Source organism: Delftia sp. Lp-1 (genome assembly GCF_020523835.1).
Lineage (GTDB): Bacteria > Pseudomonadota > Gammaproteobacteria > Burkholderiales > Burkholderiaceae_C > Comamonas > Comamonas acidovorans.
This window is the reverse complement of the sequence record NZ_JAJALJ010000003.1, coordinates 753,414-771,207: the sequence shown is the minus strand read 5'-3', so window position 1 is coordinate 771,207 and position 17,794 is coordinate 753,414. Positions and strand designations below refer to the sequence as shown.

Annotated in this window: 18 protein-coding genes; 3 read left to right on the top strand and 15 right to left on the bottom strand. The window is 66.2% G+C overall.

Annotation, left to right across the window (positions count from 1 at the left end):
* Nucleotides 1-18: 18 nt before the first annotated feature.
* A complete protein-coding gene (locus LGR64_RS24505) occupies nt 19-1,845 on the bottom strand; it encodes an ABCB family ABC transporter ATP-binding protein/permease (RefSeq protein ID WP_230357194.1) in 1,827 nt (608 codons plus the stop codon).
* 41 nt (nt 1,846-1,886) lie between these two features.
* Between LGR64_RS24505 and LGR64_RS24500 the strand changes: the two genes are divergently transcribed.
* Nucleotides 1,887-2,363 carry an acyl-CoA thioesterase gene (locus LGR64_RS24500; protein ID WP_012203278.1) on the top strand — a complete coding sequence of 159 codons (477 nt, stop codon included), beginning with the start codon at nt 1,887-1,889 and terminating at the stop codon, nt 2,361-2,363.
* A 75-nt stretch (nt 2,364-2,438) separates the two neighbouring features.
* Here the strand turns inward: LGR64_RS24500 and LGR64_RS24495 are convergent, their stop codons facing one another.
* On the bottom strand, nt 2,439-3,104 hold the full coding sequence (locus tag LGR64_RS24495) for a bactofilin family protein (RefSeq protein WP_012203277.1): 666 nt from the start codon (nt 3,102-3,104) through the stop codon (nt 2,439-2,441).
* A gap of 218 nt (nt 3,105-3,322) precedes the next feature.
* Between LGR64_RS24495 and LGR64_RS24490 the strand changes: the two genes are divergently transcribed.
* Entirely contained in the window at nt 3,323-3,790 is a 468-nt protein-coding gene (locus LGR64_RS24490) for a MarR family winged helix-turn-helix transcriptional regulator (protein WP_013804191.1), read from the top strand.
* Nucleotides 3,787-5,166 (top strand): MATE family efflux transporter, encoded by a 1,380-nt coding sequence (locus tag LGR64_RS24485; protein WP_230357192.1) that lies wholly within the window; start codon nt 3,787-3,789, stop codon nt 5,164-5,166. The genes LGR64_RS24490 and LGR64_RS24485 overlap by 4 nt, the downstream gene beginning before the upstream one ends.
* A 40-nt stretch (nt 5,167-5,206) precedes the next feature.
* On the opposite strand, the gene LGR64_RS24480 is transcribed toward LGR64_RS24485, so the two are convergent.
* The 13 genes from LGR64_RS24480 to LGR64_RS24420 form a co-directional block, all read right to left on the bottom strand.
* Entirely contained in the window at nt 5,207-5,698 is a 492-nt protein-coding gene (locus LGR64_RS24480; protein WP_043819902.1) for a thioesterase family protein, read from the bottom strand.
* Entirely contained in the window at nt 5,692-6,486 is a 795-nt protein-coding gene (locus tag LGR64_RS24475) for an enoyl-CoA hydratase (protein ID WP_013804194.1), read from the bottom strand. The genes LGR64_RS24480 and LGR64_RS24475 overlap by 7 nt, the downstream gene beginning before the upstream one ends.
* Before the next feature lie 16 nt (nt 6,487-6,502).
* Complete coding sequence (locus LGR64_RS24470) at nt 6,503-7,333, bottom strand: acyl-CoA thioesterase (RefSeq protein ID WP_141830343.1); 831 nt, start codon at nt 7,331-7,333, stop codon at nt 6,503-6,505.
* 37 nt (nt 7,334-7,370) lie between these two features.
* Complete coding sequence (locus LGR64_RS24465; RefSeq protein ID WP_016451807.1) at nt 7,371-8,273, bottom strand: alpha/beta hydrolase family protein; 903 nt, start codon at nt 8,271-8,273, stop codon at nt 7,371-7,373.
* A 191-nt stretch (nt 8,274-8,464) separates the two neighbouring features.
* Nucleotides 8,465-9,661 carry an acetyl-CoA C-acyltransferase gene (locus LGR64_RS24460; RefSeq protein WP_043789926.1) on the bottom strand — a complete coding sequence of 399 codons (1,197 nt, stop codon included), beginning with the start codon at nt 9,659-9,661 and terminating at the stop codon, nt 8,465-8,467.
* 23 nt (nt 9,662-9,684) lie between these two features.
* Nucleotides 9,685-12,087 (bottom strand): 3-hydroxyacyl-CoA dehydrogenase/enoyl-CoA hydratase family protein, encoded by a 2,403-nt coding sequence (locus LGR64_RS24455; protein ID WP_141830345.1) that lies wholly within the window; start codon nt 12,085-12,087, stop codon nt 9,685-9,687.
* A gap of 53 nt (nt 12,088-12,140) precedes the next feature.
* Nucleotides 12,141-12,581, bottom strand: coding sequence for a DUF2147 domain-containing protein (locus LGR64_RS24450; RefSeq protein ID WP_141830347.1), 441 nt, complete (start codon nt 12,579-12,581; stop codon nt 12,141-12,143).
* Nucleotides 12,582-12,661: 80 nt separating this feature from the next.
* Entirely contained in the window at nt 12,662-14,467 is a 1,806-nt protein-coding gene (locus tag LGR64_RS24445; RefSeq protein WP_141830349.1) for an acyl-CoA dehydrogenase C-terminal domain-containing protein, read from the bottom strand.
* Between the two features lie 62 nt (nt 14,468-14,529).
* A complete protein-coding gene (locus tag LGR64_RS24440) occupies nt 14,530-15,237 on the bottom strand; it encodes a TetR/AcrR family transcriptional regulator (RefSeq protein ID WP_141830351.1) in 708 nt (235 codons plus the stop codon).
* Between the two features lie 143 nt (nt 15,238-15,380).
* Complete coding sequence (locus LGR64_RS24435; protein WP_139223823.1) at nt 15,381-15,890, bottom strand: hypothetical protein; 510 nt, start codon at nt 15,888-15,890, stop codon at nt 15,381-15,383.
* A 26-nt stretch (nt 15,891-15,916) separates the two neighbouring features.
* Nucleotides 15,917-16,198: a hypothetical protein gene (locus LGR64_RS24430; protein WP_141830353.1), complete on the bottom strand. Its 282-nt coding sequence runs from the start codon at nt 16,196-16,198 to the stop codon at nt 15,917-15,919.
* 3 nt (nt 16,199-16,201) lie between these two features.
* On the bottom strand, nt 16,202-16,882 hold the full coding sequence (locus LGR64_RS24425) for a hypothetical protein (protein ID WP_141830355.1): 681 nt from the start codon (nt 16,880-16,882) through the stop codon (nt 16,202-16,204).
* Entirely contained in the window at nt 16,882-17,781 is a 900-nt protein-coding gene (locus LGR64_RS24420) for a hypothetical protein (protein WP_141830358.1), read from the bottom strand. Before LGR64_RS24420 ends, LGR64_RS24425 begins: the two co-directional genes overlap by 1 nt.
* Nucleotides 17,782-17,794: the final 13 nt, after the last annotated feature.

Below are 17,794 nucleotides of genomic sequence, written 5' to 3'. Positions count from 1 at the left end.
TCCCTCGGCCGCCCCGCGCTACAGCACAGCGGGCTCCCCGCTTTGCTGCAGCGCCCACATGTCCGCATAGCGCCCGCCCGCCGCGACCAGCTGGGCGTGGGTGCCGCGCTCGACGATGCGGCCCGCGTCCATGACCAGGATCTCGTGCGCATCGACCACGGTGGACAGGCGGTGGGCAATCACCAGCGCCGTCTTGTTGCGCGCGGCGCTTTGCAGCTCGGCCTGGATGGCGCGCTCGTTGGCCGAGTCCAGCGCCGAGGTCGCCTCGTCAAAGATCAGGATGGGCGGGTCCTTGAGCAGAGTGCGCGCAATCGCCACCCGCTGCTTTTCGCCGCCCGACAGCTTGAGGCCTCGCTCGCCCACCCGCGTGGCATAGCCCTGGGGCGTGGCCTCGATGAAGTCGTGGATGCGCGCGGCGCGCGCGGCCGCCACCACCTGGTCCCGGCTGGCGCCGGGGCGGCCGTAGGCGATGTTGTATTCCACCGTGTCGTTGAACAGCACCGTGTCCTGCGGCACGATGCCCACGGCGCCGCGCACGCTGTCCTGGGTCAGCTCGCGCAGGTCGTGCCCGGCGATGCGCACATGGCCGGACTGCACGTCGTAGAAGCGGAAGATCAGCCGCGCCAGCGTGCTCTTGCCCGAGCCCGAAGGGCCGACCACGGCCACGGTCTTGCCGGCGGGAATGGTGAAGCTCACATCCTTGAGGATGGGCCGCTCGGGGTCATAGGCGAAGTCCACATGCTCGAAGCGCAGCTCGGGCGGCGCGCCGTCGGCCGGCAGGGGCCGGGCGCCGGGCGCGTCGGCCACCTCGCGCTCCTTGTCCATGAGGGTGAACATGCGCTCCAGGTCGGTCAGGCTCTGCTTGATCTCGCGGTAGATCACGCCCAGAAAGCCCAGCGGAATGTAGAGCTGGATCATGAAGGCATTGACCATGACCAGGTCGCCCAGCGACAGCCGCCCGTCCACCACGCCCTGCGTGGCGCGCCAGAGGATGGCGACCAGGGCCGTGGCGATGATCAGCTGCTGCCCGCAGTTGAGCATGCTCAGCGTGGTCTGGCTCTTGAGGCGCACGCGGCGCAGCGCCTCCAGGTTCTCGTCATAGCGCCGCGCCTCGAAGCCCTCGTTGCCGAAGTACTTGACGGTCTCGTAGTTCAGCAGCGAGTCGATGGCCTTGGTGTGCGCCGCCGACTCCTGGGCATTGGCCTCGCGCCGAAAGCGCGTGCGCCACTCGGTCACCGTGACGGTGAACGTGATGTAGAACACCAGCGCCGCCAGCGTGATGACCGCGAACCAGATGTCGAAGCGCAGCGCCAGGATACCCAGCACCAGCGCCATCTCGATGAAGGTGGGCAGGATGCTGTAGAGCGAATACGAGATCAGCGACTCGGTGCTGCGCACGCCGCGCTCGATGTCGCGCGTCATGCCGCCGGTCTGGCGCTCCAGGTGAAAGCGCAGGCTCAGCGCATGCAGGTGCTCGAAGGTGGACAGCGCAATCGCCCGCGAGGCGCCCTGCGTGGCCTTGGCAAAGACCAGGTCGCGCAGCTCGGTGAACAGCGAACTGGAAAAGCGCAGCAGCCCGTAGGCCAGCAGCAGGGCCACGGGCACGACGAGCACCGCGCGGGCGTCGCCGGCCTTCAGATCCAGCGCATCGACCAGGTGCTTGAGCAGCACCGGCACGCCCACGTTGGCGAGCTTGGCCCCGATCATGAAGCCCAGCGCCGCCAGCACGCGCCACTTGTATTGCCACAGGTAGGGCAGCAGGCGCCGCAGCGCGTTCCAGTCCCGCGACGGTGCCGGGGTTGGGACTAAGGGTAAATCCGTAGAGGAAGCGCTCTCGCGTCGCATGAAAGACAATTCTCGGTTGTTATATTGACTCGATTGTGCCCATGCCACCCCGCCCAGACCTCCCGCCCCATCCCTTGCCCGCAGACAAGGAGCTGGTTCTTAAGGTCATTCCCATGCCCGCCGATGTCAACGCCAATGGCGACATCTTCGGCGGCTGGGTCATGGCGCAGGTTGACCTGGCAGGTTCCGTGCTGCCCTCGCGCCTGGGCCAGAGCCGCATGGTCACCGTGGCCGTGAACGAGTTCATCTTCAAGCAGCCCGTGCGCGTGGGCGACATCCTGTCGTTCTACTCCAGCGTGCAGCGCGTGGGCCGCACCTCGGTCACGGTCGATGTCGAGGTCTATGCCGAGCGCTTTGCCGACCAGGGCCGCTTCGTCAAGGTGACCGAAGCCCTGCTGACCTACGTGGCCATCGACGGCCAGGGCAAGCCCCAGTCGCTGCCGGACAACGACCAGGTGCGTTCCTGGCGCGCAGCGGCCGAGCGCAATGCAGAACGCAAGCAGCAGCAGGCCGGCTGAACCCGCCCCACCTCTGCAGCCATGAAAAAAGCGACCTTCGCAGGTCGCTTTTTCATTTCCGGCAGCAGAGATGGCTCATGCCAGCGACGGCGTGACGCGCGGCTGCAGCGAGGCCGCTGCGGTGGCCGCAGCCAGGGCAGCGGAACTGCTGGCGGCGCTGTCGCTGGAGACGGCGGACGAGGAAGAGGACAGGCTGGAGGCGCTGGACGCCACGGCCGAACCCGAAGATGAACGCGGCGAGGAACCGGCCTCGATCTGGCCCGTGAGCTCGCCGCCCTCTTCGATCACCACCTTGCCGTAGCGGATCTTGCCGCTGACCTTGCCCGTGCCGTAGATGACCAGCTTTTCGCGCACGGTCAGCGTGCCGTCGAACACGCCATGGATCTCGGCGATATCGATCTCGGCCGTGCCATGGAAGGCACCCTGCTCGGCGATCTGGATCACGCGCGAGTCCATGGTGGCCTCCACCGTGCCTTCGACCACCAGCGTGTCGCAATCGGTGATCTCAACGCCCTTGAGCTTGATGTTGGGGCCCACGGTGAGCTTGCTGCCCGGAGAGTCCTGCGACACAGGCGAGGCCTGGCGCTGGGTGGATGCCGGGCTGCTCACGCTGGAGCTGGGCATGACGGCTCCCGAAGGGCTGCCGCCCGTGCTGGCGGCGCCTGTGCCGCTGCCCAGGGTGTTGCGGGAGGTGAAAGCATCGTTGTCGCGCTTGCCAAAGAACGGGTTCTGAACAGCCATGGGTGGGTCTCCTTCGGAAAAATCCGATGCTACGCACACGAACTGGCAACAAATGCCGGCATCTCGCAAGAACGGTAACGAGATGGTTCTCCCGTTTCATGTGCTTGCAAGCCTTTCTCGATCACACACCGCGCATGCGCAGGTCGCGCAGCGGACATGCGCAAATCAATAGGTGCATCTACACTCATTTCCATTCCCGGCCACCTGCCCCACGCCCCATGACCTCCTCCACCTCAAGCGCCGCCAGTCCGGTCTGCACCTGCTTCATGGTGCGCAGCCTGTCGCGCAAGATCTCCCAGCTCTATGACGACACGCTGGCGCCCAGCGGCCTGCGCGGCACGCAGTTCAGCCTGCTGGTGCAGGCACGCAATGCGCCCGACGGCCCGCCCACGGTCTCGGCCCTGGCCGAGCAGTTGCACACCGACCGCACGACGATGACGCGCAACCTGCGCACGCTGCAGCAGGCCGGCTTCATCGACCTGGTTCCCGGCGCGGATGCGCGCAGCCGCTGCGTGGTGGTCACGCCCGAAGGTCGCGCCCGCATCCGCGAGGCTGCCGCCCTGTGGCGCCAGGCCCAGCAGCGCGTGCGCGAGCTGTGCGGCAGCGAGCAGATCGGCGCGCTGGAAAGCCTGGTGCTGGGCATGCTGCCCGTGCTGGAAACCGCCACGCAGGAGAGCGCGGAATGAGCGCCGCCCTGCCCTCCGCAGCCCCTGGCGCTGCGGCCAGCGGGTCCGCGCATCCGTTGGTCAGTGGCCCCATCGCCTCCACCCTGATGCGCCTGGCCGTGCCCAACATGGTGGCGCTGAGCATGTCGGTGCTGGTCGCCGTGGCCGAGACCTACTACGTAGGGCAGCTGGGAACCGTATCGCTGGCGGCCATGGCCCTGGTGTTTCCGCTGGCCATGCTCACGCAGATGATGAGCAACGGTGCCATGGGCAGCGGCGTGTCCTCGGCCATCAGCCGCGCGCTGGGCGCGGGCGACGGCGCGCGTGCCTCGGCACTGGCCCTGCACGCCATCGTGATCGGCGCCATCGCAGGCCTGCTGTACTCGCTCATCTTCGTGCTCTGCGGCGCCACCTTCTACGGCTGGCTGGGCGGGCGCGGCGAGGTGCTGGCAGCGGCCACGGGCTTTGGCGCCGTGCTGTTCAGCGGCGCCATCCTGGTGTGGCTGTGCAATACGCTGGCCTCGGTGGTGCGGGGCACGGGCAATATGCGCATGCCGTCGGCCGTGATCTTTGCGGCCTCGCTGGTGCAGATCGTGGTGGGCGGCACGCTGGGGCTGGGCCTGGGGCCCATGCCGCGCTGGGGCCTGCCGGGCGTGGCCGTGGGCAACATCGTGGCCATGGTGCTGGCCGTGGCGGCCTTTCTGGCCTACCTGCAGTGGGGCCAGCAGCGCCTGCAGCTGGACTGGCGCACGCCGCGCCTGGCCTGGCCCATGTTTCGCGACATCCTGCGCGTGGGCGCCCTTGCCTGCCTGTCCCCCGTGCAAACGGCGCTGGCCGCGCTGCTGCTGACAGGCATGGTCGCCCGCCTGGGCCCGCTGGCCCTGGCCGGCTACGGCATAGGCCAGCGGCTGGAGTTCCTGCTGATCCCCATGGCCTTCGGCGTGGGCATGGCCGCCGTGCCCATGGTGGGCATGGCCATGGGCGCCGGCCAGGTGGCCCGCGCGCGCCGCGTGGCCTGGTCGGGCGGCGCCATGGCCGCGGCCCTGCTGGGCGTGCTGGGGCTGGTGGTCATGGTCTGGCCGCAGCTGTGGTCAGGCATCTTCACCGGCGACCCGGCCGTGCGCGCCTATGCCGACCTCTACCTGCGCACCGTGGGCCCAGCCTTCGGGCTGTTCGGCCTGGGACTGGTGCTGTACTTCGCCTCCCTGGGCGCAGGCCGCGTCTGGGCTCCCGTGCTGGCCGGCACGGTGCGCCTGCTGATCGTGGTGGTGGGCGGCGGCTGGCTCATGTCCAGCGGCCTGGGCAGCGCCCAGTCGCTTTTCATCCTCGTGGCCGTGGCCATGGCCGCCTATGGCGCAGGCACGGCCTGGGCCGTGTGGCGCGCGCGCTGGGGGTGAAAAGACGCAAAAAGAAGGCCCGCAGTCAGCGGGCCATGCTTCAAGAAACGATGTACGCCGCCGTCCCCGTGGACAGCAAGCTGCCATCGGCCCCCAGGAATTCCATGCGCGTGTTGGCCACGCGCGAACCCAGCCGCAGCACCTCGGCGCGCAGGATGAATTCGCTGCCTATGCCGGGGCGCAGGTAGTCCACGCGCAGGTCGATGGTGCCCAGGCGCGAGAAGCGGTGCAGGCGCTGCAGCGGCGCATCGTCCATGTGCTTGGCACCGATGGCCGCCATGACGGCCAGGCCGCCCATGGAGTCCAGGCCGGCGCTGATCACGCCTCCGTGGATGCGCTGGTAGGCGGCGTGGCCTATGAGCTCGGGCCGCATGGTGATGCGGCCTTCAACCCGCTCGGGCAGCACTTCGGTGATGCGCAGGCCCAGCACCTGGTTGAAGGCGATCTGGCGCTCGAACACTTCGCGCAGCCCGGCGATGAACTCGGGCTCGAATTGCACGGGCGCCTCGGAGGCCTTCGTGGATTTCAGCACTGGCTGAAGTCCGGCTTGCGCTTCTCCATGAACGCGGTGAACGCCTCCTTGGCAGCAGGCCCGCCCATCAGCTTGCCGAAGCTCGCGCCCTCCTCGGCCATGCGCTCGCGCACCAGGCCGGACTGGCCGGCCTTCATGAGGCGCTTGGTCTCGATCAGGGCCGACAGCGGCTTGGCCGCCAGCTTCCTGGCCTGGGCCTGGGCCAGCGCGTTGCATTCGCTGGGCGGCACGACGCGGTTGACCAGGCCCACTTCCAGGGCGGCTTCGGCCAGGAAGGGCTCGCCCAGCAGCAGGGCCTCGGCCGCGCGGTGGTAGCCGAGCATCTGGGGCAGCAGCAGGCTGGAGGCCGCTTCGGGGCACAGGCCCAGGTTCACGAAGGGCAGCGAGAAGGCCGCGTTGTCGCCCGCATAGACCAGGTCGCAGTGCAGCAGCAAGGTCGTGCCGATGCCCACGGCCGGGCCGCAGACGGCGGCGATCACGGGCTTGGGAAAGGCGGCGATGTTGTGCAGGAAGCGCCAGACGGGGCGCTGCTCGCCCTCCGGCCTGGCGGCGCCGCCGGCCGACTGCTTGAGGAAGTCGGCAATGTCGTTGCCCGCGCTGAAGATGGCCATGTCGCCCTGGAAGACCACGCAGCGCACGGCGGCGTCTTCGCCGGCCTGGGCCAGCGCGTCGGCCATGCTGGCGTACATGGCCTCGGTGATGGAGTTCTTCTTGTCTGCGCGGTTGAAGGTGATGGTGCAGACACCGGCTTCGGTGTGCACGAGGATGTCCTGGGTGGTTTCGCTCATGATGGTCTTGCCTTGCTTATTCCTTGAAATACACGATCTGGTGGCTGCTCGCCAGCATCACGCCGGCCTCGCTCCACAGCTGGGCGCTCTGGTCGAAGAAGCCGTTGCGAAATTCCTGGCCGCGCGCCTGGGCCAGCAGGTGGCCCGTGCCTGCGGCGGCCAGTTCCTCGCGCCCCGCATGGAAGTAGACGGTGATGGACACCGTGCCCGCCGGGGTGCGCTGTGCGCGGCGCAGCCACACGCGCGGGAAGAATACGTCAGCCAGGCCGGCCAGCGCGCAAAAATCCAGTGCGCGCGGCGGCTCGTCGCGCACCCACAGGCGCGTGAGGCTGTCGGTCTCGCGGCCATCCCAGGTCTGGGGAATGATGCCGTCGAGAAAGCGCATGTCGTAGCGGTTGAGCCATTCCACGCCGCCCAGCGGCGGCACGCGCGGCACGGTGGCGGGCGACGGCACCTCGGGCATGGCCAGGTCGGTGCCGCCCCAGGTGCTGCGCCGCACGGCCGTGACGGCCGTTGCCGTGGTCACGACCTGGGCATCGCCGTCCTGGTCAGGCTGGGTGATGGTCAGCAGCCAGTGCTGGGTGGAGCGGTTGGTGCGAACGGGGCGGGCTTCGATATCGAAGCGCCCCGCGCCCAGCGCGGCCGCGTAGTTGACGGTGACGGACAGCGGATCGCCCAGGCACAGCGGATGCTGCTGGATGGCCTGCACCAGCGCGGCGGCGGTGATGCCGCCGTACGGGCCCACCATGTTCCAGTAGTCCTGCGTGGTCTGGCCCTGGTAGTGGCCAACGGCGCCGGTGGGCGTAAGCGCCACGGCCTGGTCGAGAGGATGGATGTCTGTGCTCATGGCAAACGAGTGTGATGGCAAGCGGGGCCCGCGTCCGTCAAGCCGGCGACTCTGCGGGTGAGGGAAAGCGCGGGTGGGCCGCGGCGGCCGGCGCCTTGGTCCAGCCCGAGAACACGTCCACGGCCCGGCCCCAGAGCGCGTCGCGCATATCGGCGCGGAAGAAGCCGAAATGCCCTATGCGCCGCAACTGCAGGGCCTTGGGTTCGATGCGCTCGATGCGGCTGGGGGCATTGGCGTAGAGCGCGAACAGGTGCTCGGTGCCGCGCCAGGTCATGAGTTCGTCGTCGCTCATGGACAGCGCCATCACCGGAAAGCGCACGGCGGCGTAGCTGCGCGCGGCGGCCTCGCCCTCGGCACCCACGCTGTAGCGCGGATTCAGGCACCAGCGGCGCCACTGCAGCATGACGCCGGCCGGCAGGTCGCCCACCTTGCGCAGGCGCCGGCCCGGAAAGTAGCCGCACAGGCGCGTGGCCACGGGCACCAGCACATGCCAGAAATAGGGAACCATGCGCTTGAGGCGGGGCGCATTGTCACGCCAGTAGCCGCTGCCGGCCGCAATGCTCAAAAGGCCGTCCACCAGTTGCGGGGAGCGCAGCAGGCCCGGCAGCTGGGCGCCCAGGCTGTGGCCGATCAGGAACAGCGGCTGGTCCGGCAACTGCGCCTTGGCATGGGCAATCACGGCCTCGTAGTCGCGCGCCCAGTCGCACAGGTCGGCACGCACCTGGCGCAAAGAGCCTTGCAGGGAATCGCCATGGCCCCGGTAGTCAAAGCTGGTCACCCGATAGCCCTGGCCCGCAAGCCAGGTGGCAAAGGCCTCGTAGAAGGCCTGGCGCACCCCCATGGCCCCGCCGATGACCACGCTGGCGCGCGGCGGGCCAGCGGGCGTGTAGACGCGCAGCGCCAGCGTGGCGCCATCGCTGCTGAGTTGGTGTTGTTCCATGGCTGTCTCCTGGTCGGTGCCGCAATGTGCTGACACCAAGTCAAAAACCGGCGCGGCCCCACGCCAGGGACACCAAGGAAGGGCCTAGGCCGGCCGCGCCGCCCCGCACCGAGGGTGTCGTCCCCCTCCCTCGCGCAGCGAGTAGAGAGGCGCCGTGCAACGGGGGAAGCGGCAAAGCCGCTCAGGGGGTGCTACATCCTCTCGAAGATGCCGGCGGCGCCCTGGCCCATTCCGACGCACATCGTCACCATGCCGTAGCGCAATTGCTTGCGGCGCAGCGCATGCACCACGGTGGCCGAGCGGATGGCGCCCGTGGCACCCAGCGGGTGGCCCAGGGCAATCGCGCCGCCCATGGGATTGACCTTGGCGGGGTCCAGGCCCAGCGTGTTGACCACGGCCAGCGACTGGGCGGCAAAGGCTTCGTTGAGTTCGAACCAGTCGATGTCGTCCTGCTTGAGGCCCGCATAGCGCAGTGCTGCCGGGATGGCCTCGATGGGGCCGATGCCCATGATGGCCGGCGGCACGCCCTTGCTGGCATAGCTCACGAAGCGCGCCAGAGGCGTGAGGCCGAAGCGCTGCACGGCAGCGCCGCTGGCCAGGATCAGCGCGCCTGCGCCATCGCTGGTCTGCGAGCTGTTGCCAGCCGTCACCGAGCCGCGCGCCGCGAACACGGTGCGCAGCTTGCCCAGGCCTTCCAGGCTGGTGTCGGGGCGTGCTCCCTCGTCCAGCTCCACGGTGCGCGTGCGCACCACGGGCTCGCCCTTGGCCAGGTCCAGGCCCCGGTCGGTGACCTCGATGGGCGTGATCTCGTCCTTGAACTCACCGGCCTGCTGCGCGGCCAGGGCACGGCGGTGCGACTCCAGCGCAAAGGCGTCCTGCGCATCGCGCGAGACCTTCCACTGCTGGGCCACCTTCTCGGCCGTCAGGCCCATGCCGTAGGCAATGCCCACGTCGCCATCGCGCTCGAAGATGGACGGCGACAGCGAGGGCGCGTTGCCCATCATGGGCACCATGCTCATGCTCTCGACGCCGGCCGCGATCATCACGTCGGCCTCGCCCACGCGAATGCGGTCCGCCGCCATGGCCACGGCCGACAGGCCCGAGGCGCAGAAGCGGTTCACGGTGATGCCGCCCACGCTGGTGGGCAGGCCCGCCAGCACGGCGCTGATGCGTGCCACGTTCAGGCCCTGCTGGGCCTCGGGGATGGCGCAGCCGCAGATGATGTCCTCGATGGCAGCCGGGTCCAGCCCCGGCACCTGGGCCAGCGCGGCCTTCAGCGTGGTCGCCAGCAGGTCGTCGGGACGGTAGTTGCGGAAAAAGCCCTTGTGCGACTTGCCGATGGGCGTGCGCGTGGCGGCGACGATGTAGGCGTCTTGGATTTGTTTCATGTCTTGTCTCTCCTCGATCTGCCTCAATTGCGGACGGGTTTGCCGGTGTTCAGCATTCCGAGAATGCGTTCATGGGTCTTCGGATGGCCGATCAGGTGGCAGAACGCCTTGCGTTCGAGCTTCATCAGATAGGCCTCGTCCACCAGGGTGCCCGCATCCACGTCGCCGCCGCAGACCACGTTGGCGATCAGGCTGGCCACATGCTGGTCGAACTCGCTGATGAAGCCGCCGTCACGCATGTTGACCAGCGAGCCCTTGATGGTGGCCACGCCGCTGCGTCCCGCCACGGGGAAGCTGCGCGGCAGCGGCGCGCGCCAGCCGCCTGCGGCCATGGACTTGGCCTCGTTGATGGCGACGAAGAGCAGCTCGTCCTTGTGCGGCACGATGAGGTCGCTGTCCAGCAGGTAGCCCAGCTTGCGCGACTCGATGGCACTGGTGCCCACCTTGGCCATGGCCGCGGCCGTGAAGCCTTCGGTCAGGAAGGGCAGCAGGTCCTTGCCCGTGCTGGTGGCGGCGTTCTCTGCCGCGCGGCGCGCGATGTAGGTCAGGCCGCCCGCGCCAGGCACCAGGCCCACGCCGACTTCCACCAGGCCGATGTAGCTTTCCATATGCGCCACGCGGCGCGCGCTGTAGACGGCCAGCTCGCAGCCGCCGCCCAGCGCCATGCCATGGATGGCCGCAACCACGGGCACCTGGGCGTAGCGGATGCGCAGCATCAGGTTTTGCAGCTCCTGCTCCACGCTTTCGATGGCGTCGGCGCCGCCGATCACGAAGGCCGGCATGGTGGCCTCCAGGTCGGCGCCCACGCTGAACGGCGCATCGCCCGACCAGATGACCATGCCCTGGAAGTCGGCCTCGGCCACGTCCACGGCTTCCATCAGCGCTTCCATGACTTCGGGGCTGATGGCGTGCATCTTGTTCTTGATGCTGGCGATCAGGATCTGGCCGTCCAGCGTCCAGGTGCGCAGCGCCTTGGATTCGGCGATCGTGGTGCCAGCCGTCTTCCAGTCAGGCAGGCTGTCTTCGCCCAGCAGCTTCTCGGGGAAGATCTGGCGCTCGTAGACGGGCAGCACGCGGCGGGGCACGAACTGGCCCTTAGCAGGGCTCCACGAGCCCTGCGCCGTGTGCACGCCACCCGCCTCGGCCACGGGGCCTTCGAAGACCCACTTGGGCAGAGGTGCCTTGCTCAATGCCTTGCCGGCATCGATGTCCTCCTGCACCATCTTCGCCACTTCCAGCCAGCCGGCTTCCTGCCACAGCTCGAAGGGGCCCTGCTTCATGCCGAAGCCCCAGCGCATGGCCTGGTCCACGTCGCGTGCCGACTCGGCAATGCTCTCCAGGTGGATGGCCGCGTAGTGGAAGCTGTTGCGCAGGATGGCCCACAGGAAGCGGCCCTGCGCGCCCTCGGCATTGCGCAGCAGCTTCAGGCGCTCGGCAGCGGGCCTCTTGAGCATGCGGCCATAGACCTCGTCGGCCTTGCCGCCTGCGGGCACGTAGTCCTCGCTGTCCAGCTCGAACTGCAGGATGTCGCGGCCGACCTTCTTGTAGAAGCCCTTCTTCGCCTTCTGGCCCAGGTTGCCCAGCTCGATCAGCTTGGCCAGCACGGGCGGCGTGCCGAAGCTGCCGTAGAAGGGATCGGTCTCGGCGCTGAGGTTGTCCTGCAGCGTCTTGATCACATGGGCCATGGTGTCCAGGCCCACCACGTCGGCCGTGCGGAAGGTGCCGCTGGATGCGCGGCCCAGCTTCTTGCCGGTGAGGTCATCGACCACGTCGAAAGTCAGGCCGAAGTTCTCGACCTCCTTCATGGTGGCCAGCATGCCGGCGATGCCGATGCGGTTGGCGATGAAGTTGGGCGTGTCCTTGGCGCGCACCACGCCCTTGCCCAGGCCGCTGGTGACGAAGGCTTCGAGCTGGTCCAGCACCACGGGCTGCGTGGTCGGCGTGGCGATCAGCTCCACCAGCGGCATGTAGCGCGGCGGGTTGAAGAAGTGGATGCCGCAAAAGCGCGGCTTGATCGCGTCGGGCAGCGCCTCGGACAGCTTGGTGATGGACAGGCCCGAGGTGTTGGACGCCACGATGGCGTGCTTGGCCACATGGGGCGCGATCTTGGTGTACAGATCGAGCTTCCAGTCCATGCGCTCGGCAATGGCCTCGATGATCAGGTCGCAGCCCTTGAGCAGCTTGAGGTGCTCCTCGTAGTTGGCGGGCTGGATCAGGTCCGCGTCCTCGGCCACGCCAATGGGCGAAGGCTTGAGCTTCTTGAGGTTGGCGATGGCGCGCTCGGCGATGCCGCTTTTCGGGCCTTCCTTGGCAGGCAGGTCGAACAGCACCACGGGCACCTTGACATTGACCAGATGGGCCGCGATCTGCGCTCCCATCACGCCAGCGCCGAGCACGGCGACTTTCTTCACATTGAATCGGGACATGGATGTTCCACAAGTGGGAGGAAGGCGGCCGCTGCGGCCGCCCTCCGGAATGGTTACTGCACGCGCACCCAGGTCTGGGTGCGGCCGAAGGGGCCGATGGAGCCACGCACCTCGAGCTTGGCGCCGCTCTCGATGGGCGTCAGGCGCAGGGTGTAGGTCTTGCCGTTTTCGGGGTCGAGGATCTTGCCGCCTTCCCAGACGTCCTTGCCCTCGGCCTTCTTGGCGCCGCGGATGATCTCCAGCCCCTTGAGCGGCTGGCCTTTGCGGTCGTCAGAACACTCGGTGCAGGTGGCGGCCGGATCGGCACCCTTGCGCAGGATCTGCTCGATGCGGCCCGTGACCACGCCGTCGTTCTCGGCCACGCGGATCTCGGACTTGGCTTCGCCGCTCTTGTCGTCGACGCTCTTCCACAGGCCCACGGGCGTCATCTGCGCCTGCGCTGCGGCAGCCGTGAGGCCCAGGACCATTGCTGCCAGTGCTTGATATGCCTTCATTTCAAACCCCTTTCGCCTAGAAAGGCGCGCAGGCCACGCTGATGCGCACAGCCCGCGCTCCCATGTTGGAGTGAAGCCGTTCAGGCCAGCGCTGCGTCCGTGTCCATCAGCGACTTGCTGCCTGCGCGGGCCGTGCGCATGAGCGTGGCGGTCTCGGGCAGCAGCTTGGCGAAGTAAAAGCGCGCGGTCTGCAGCTTGGCCTGGTAGAACGGGTCGGTGTTGCCGTTGGCGATTTCGCGCAATGCCACCTGGGCCATGCGGGCGAAGAAGTAGCCGAACACCAGGTGGCCCGCCACACGCAGGTAGTCCACGGACGCGGCACCCACCTCGTCGGGGTTTTGCATGCCCTTGAAGCCGATCTCGGTGGTGAACTTGGTCATCTGGTCGCCCAAGTAGGCGATGGGGTTGATGAACTCGGCCATCTTCTCGTTGACGCCCTCTTCCTCCACCAGTTGCGCCACCAGCTTGCCGAACTTCTTGAGCGAGGCGCCCTGGTTGCCCAGCACCTTGCGGCCCAGCAGGTCCAGCGCCTGGATGCCGTTCGTGCCTTCATAGATCATGTTGATGCGCGCATCGCGCACGAACTGCTCCATGCCCCATTCGGTGATGAAGCCATGGCCGCCATAGACCTGCTGGCTCATGGTGGTGGCCGTCCAGCCGTTGTCGGTGATGAAAGCCTTGACGATGGGCGTCAGCAGCGCCACCAGCTCGGCGCTGTCCTTGCGCACCTTTTCGTCGGGGTGGTTGAACTCCTTGTCGATCAGGAAGGCGCAGTAGGTCACCAGCGCGCGGCCCCCTTCGGCATAGGCCTTGGCCGTCAGCAGCATGCGGCGCACGTCGGGGTGGACGATGATGGGATCGGCCGGCTTGTCCTTGGCCTTGGTGCCCGACAGGCTGCGCATCTGCAGGCGGTCCTTGGCATAGGCCAGGGCGTTCTGGTAGGCCACCTCGGTCAGGCCCAGCGACTGGTTGCCCACGCCCAGGCGGGCGGCATTCATCATCACGAACATGGCCTGCAGGCCCTTGTTCGGCTGGCCCACCAGGGTGCCGATGGCGCCGTCGATATTGATCTGTGCCGTGGCATTGCCATGGATGCCCATCTTGTGCTCCAGCGCACCGCAGAAGATGGGGTTGCGCTCGCCCAGCGAACCATCTGCCTTGACCACGAACTTGGGCACCACGAACAGGCTGATGCCCTTGGAGCCTACCGGCGCATCGGGCAGTCTGGCCAGCACCAGGTGGACGATGTTGTCAGTGAAATCGTGCTCGCCCGCGCTGATGAAGATCTTGTTGCCGGTGATCTTGTAGGTGCCCTCGGGCGCGCCGGCCACGGGCTCGGCCTTGGTGCGCAGCAGGCCCAGGTCGGTGCCGCAATGGGGCTCGGTCAGGCACATGGTGCCGGTCCACTCGCCGCTGGTCAGCTTGGGCAGGTACAGCTTCTTTTGCTCTTCCGTGCCGTGCACATGCAGGGCTTCATAGGCGCCGTGCGACAGGCCCGGGTACATGGTCCAGGCCTGGTTGGCGCTGTTGAGCATCTCGTACACCGCCGAGTTCACCGCAAAGGGCAGGCCCTGGCCGCCGTAGGCCGTATCGCAGGACAGCGAAGGCCAGCCGCCTTCCACGTACTTCTGGTAGGCCTCCTTGAAGCCCTTGGGTGTGGTGACCTCGTGGGTTTCCTTGTTCAGCACGCAGCCCTCTGCATCGCCGCTGATGTTCAGCGGAAACGTCACGTTGGCCGCGAACTTGCCCGCCTCTTCGAGCACGGCATTGATGGTGTCGGCATCGACCTCGGCATGCGCCGTCATCTGCTGGTAGTCGTCCGTGACCTTGAACACCTCGTGCATGAGGAATTGCATGTCGCGCAGGGGCGGGTTGTAGCTGGGCATTTGTCTTCTCCTGTGTTGGCGGGGTTTGCAGTGGATGCGGTGGAAACGGTGAAACTGAAAAATCAGGTCGGGCTGGCGTAGCGCGCCAGAATGCTCTCGAAGCCGTCGATGGCGCGCTGCATCGAGCCTTCATTGCGCAGGAAGCGCGCCTCGTAATGCAGGGCCAGGATCAGCCCGTGGATCTCGAACAGCAGCTGGTTCTCGTCCAGGTCGGCACGCAGGTCGCCGCTTTCGCGGCACTGCACGATGGTGCGGCGCATGGCTGCATGCCAGGTCTGGACCGAGGCCGTCAGCGCATCGCGCACAGGCCCCGTGCGGTCGTCAAACTCCACGGCGCCGCTGATATAGATGCAGCCCGAGTCCAGCTCGATCGAAGTGCGCTTCATCCAGTTGTCGAACAGCGCCCGCAGACGCGCCACGCCGCGCGGCGCCTCCAGCGCGGGAAAGAACACTTCCTGCTCGAAACGGTCGTGGTACTCATGCACCACGGAAATCTGCAGCTCCTCGCGCGAGCCAAAATGCGCGAACACGCCCGACTTGCTCATGCCCGTCAGCTCGGCCAGAGCGCCGATGGACAGGCCCTCAAGGCCAATGTGCGTGGCCAGGTTGAGGGCAGCCTCCACAATGGTGGCCTTGGTCTGCTGCCCCTTGTGCAGCGCGCGGCGCGGCGCGGGCGCAGCGGCTTCGTGCGCGGAAGAGCCCGCCTTGGGATCGGCCGTGGCGTCAGCGGTCAAACGGGTGGTGCGGCGTGGGGCGGAAACGCTGGACATGCGAAATTCTTGTTAAAACGAACGTTCGTGCTATTTTGCATGGAAAGCTTGTCGCGGCGAAGACATGCGGGGGAAAACACCTAGCTTGTGGGCTGGCGCAAAAAGCCGGCGGGTGCCGGCTTGGTTTCATTGCTTGGGGCGGGTCAAGCCTCCACGACAAACATCTTGATACCCTTGAACCGCATGCGGCGTTCGGGTGGGAGGTCGGCGTTAATCATTGCTTCGGTCAGCTCCCATATGCGGCTGTCTTCAAACCGAATGGAGAACGTCATAGCCCCTTGAGCCAGCGTCATTCTCAAAACCCGCTCGCGGCCATCACGGCTGCGGATAAGCGATCTAAAAGATTCATCACGCTTTAGCAACGAATCTTGACGATATAGCTCAGTATGGAACGTCACGGTTGCGCCGACGGGCACAGTGATATCTGTAAGATCCGACGATGCCACAAATCCATTTTGCACATCTGATGCAATGCCTGTGACAACAAGTCGAGGCCACTCCATTGCACCGGCCAATGCAGAAAAATCATTTCCGTCCCAGTATTTTCCAAGTTCATGCTCGTCGTATGTTGGTCGGGCAATCATGTATGGCAAATCAACAATTTCTGAAGATTGCAACAGTGATTTACCGATATTATCTGCATCAATCTGCATGTAATAAAACATCTTTGCATGCCCTTTCAATTGAATTCCACGACTTCCCAGGCGATAGCTGGCGCAAAGGTTGTTGTATTGGTAATAACATACGATTCGACCACAAGTGTTGTGGAGTTTAATATCCTTACACTGACCCTGGATTCATATTGAGGAAAGAAATGTGAAGTCAATATATTTACAAATGCCTTTGCAGGATTAACAGCAGAAATGGTGACATTAACTTGTGTGGAGCCAGGAGATGTAGCACCACGCTGAACATTTTTAATCCCGCCACTACCCCCAAAAAGCTGAGAAAAATTCGGCATTTCTTACACCCATCCTTTCGTTGAGCCGGAATACACAAGCGAGCCGGCTGCCCGCAGAACATCGAGAGTCATCACGCCGCTCGCTCCGCGAATGAGAGCGCCGTTGGGATGGATGGCCACGGCCATCGAATCGGACAGATCCGTGATCTGGACCACATCGCTCAGTGCGGGCGCTGCCGGCAAAGTGAGCGTGAGTGCTGCTTCGATCACGTAATGCATGCGTGTCTGTGCCAGCGTGTCGGAGCTGATGCGCTGGATGGGGGCCGACATGGGCGCCCCCATCACCCACCAGTTGGCGGCGTCGGAGCTGGGGTCATTGCCACCGCTGCCGGCAAGCTTGCGGCGGTAGTTGAGGCCATTGGCCGGACTCCAGACCACGGCGCCCTCCGCATAGGCTGTGCCCGCAGTCCATTTCACGGCACCAGCGGCTGCCGCAGCAGCTATGGCGCTTTGCGCGGCGGCGGCCTCGGACTGCGAGGCACCGCGCGCAGCGCCCTCGGCTGATCCGGCTCGCTCCTCCACATGCAAGGCGTTGGTGTAGGTCGCATCGTTCGTGGCGTTGATTTGCTGGCGATGCGATTCGAGCTGCCCCAGCAGGGCATCGGCATGCGCGTCGAAATCGGGATCTCCGACATAGGGAGCGACGGGAAGTTGTGCAATCAGAGGTGGTTTGACAATAGGCATTACATGGACTCCAAATCGATCTGGCTGTACGAGTCTTTCGCGTTGTTGAGGTCGATGGGAAAACGCCGGTAAGGGCCGAAGATCGACGCGGCTTCGGCATATCCATCGGTGGTGTCGTCATCCAGTGCAGCCCACAGTGCCGGGGCCGCATCCAGTTCCCTGCGCAGGCGCAGTGCGGTATCGACGTTGTCCTTGGGGATGCGGACCTTGACCGAGAGCGTGGGAACGCTACGCACAGGCTGCAACTTGATGCCGCCGTACTTGTCGCGATCGACCACCGAGAAATTCAGCGCGTCATTGCGCGGCGCCCATTCCGCATCGCCAATCCAGCTCTTCATGCCTAGTGCCGCATGCTCCACACGTACCGGGCGGCCACCTGCACGCACCAGCGTGACCACGATTTCCGCTCCGGTGAATGGAGGCAGGTCCGATATCAGAACCGTGGGAATCAGCGGAAATTCGCCAAAGAAATAGCCTGACCAAGTGCGCGTGGCGCGCGCGTTCAGCTTGCGCTCGCGTTGGGCGACGACGACGCCCGCGGACTTGACCTGCATCACCACCTTGTCGGCCTGTACCCCCCGCATGAACAGGGTGTCGAAGCGCTTGCCTGGGCGCAGGGTGAAGCTCAACGTCGCAGCGGCTTCGGTGGCATCGTTCGTGAGATGGCGGAACATGGCCCAGCGATTGCTGGGACGCAGGGGCATCCAGCGCCTGGAGTCCTGTTCGGGAGGCGTCGCATCGACTCCCGCAATGCTGTTCTCATAGCGCATCTGCGTCTCCAGCCGCAGAACCTGCGCGCCACGTTCATAGTGGGTTGTTGGCGACCACAGTTTCTCGCCTGCAGAGGCATCCACCTCCGGAACACTGCAGTCGATCAGGCCAGTCGCCGTGATGGGCATGGGGGGGACAACT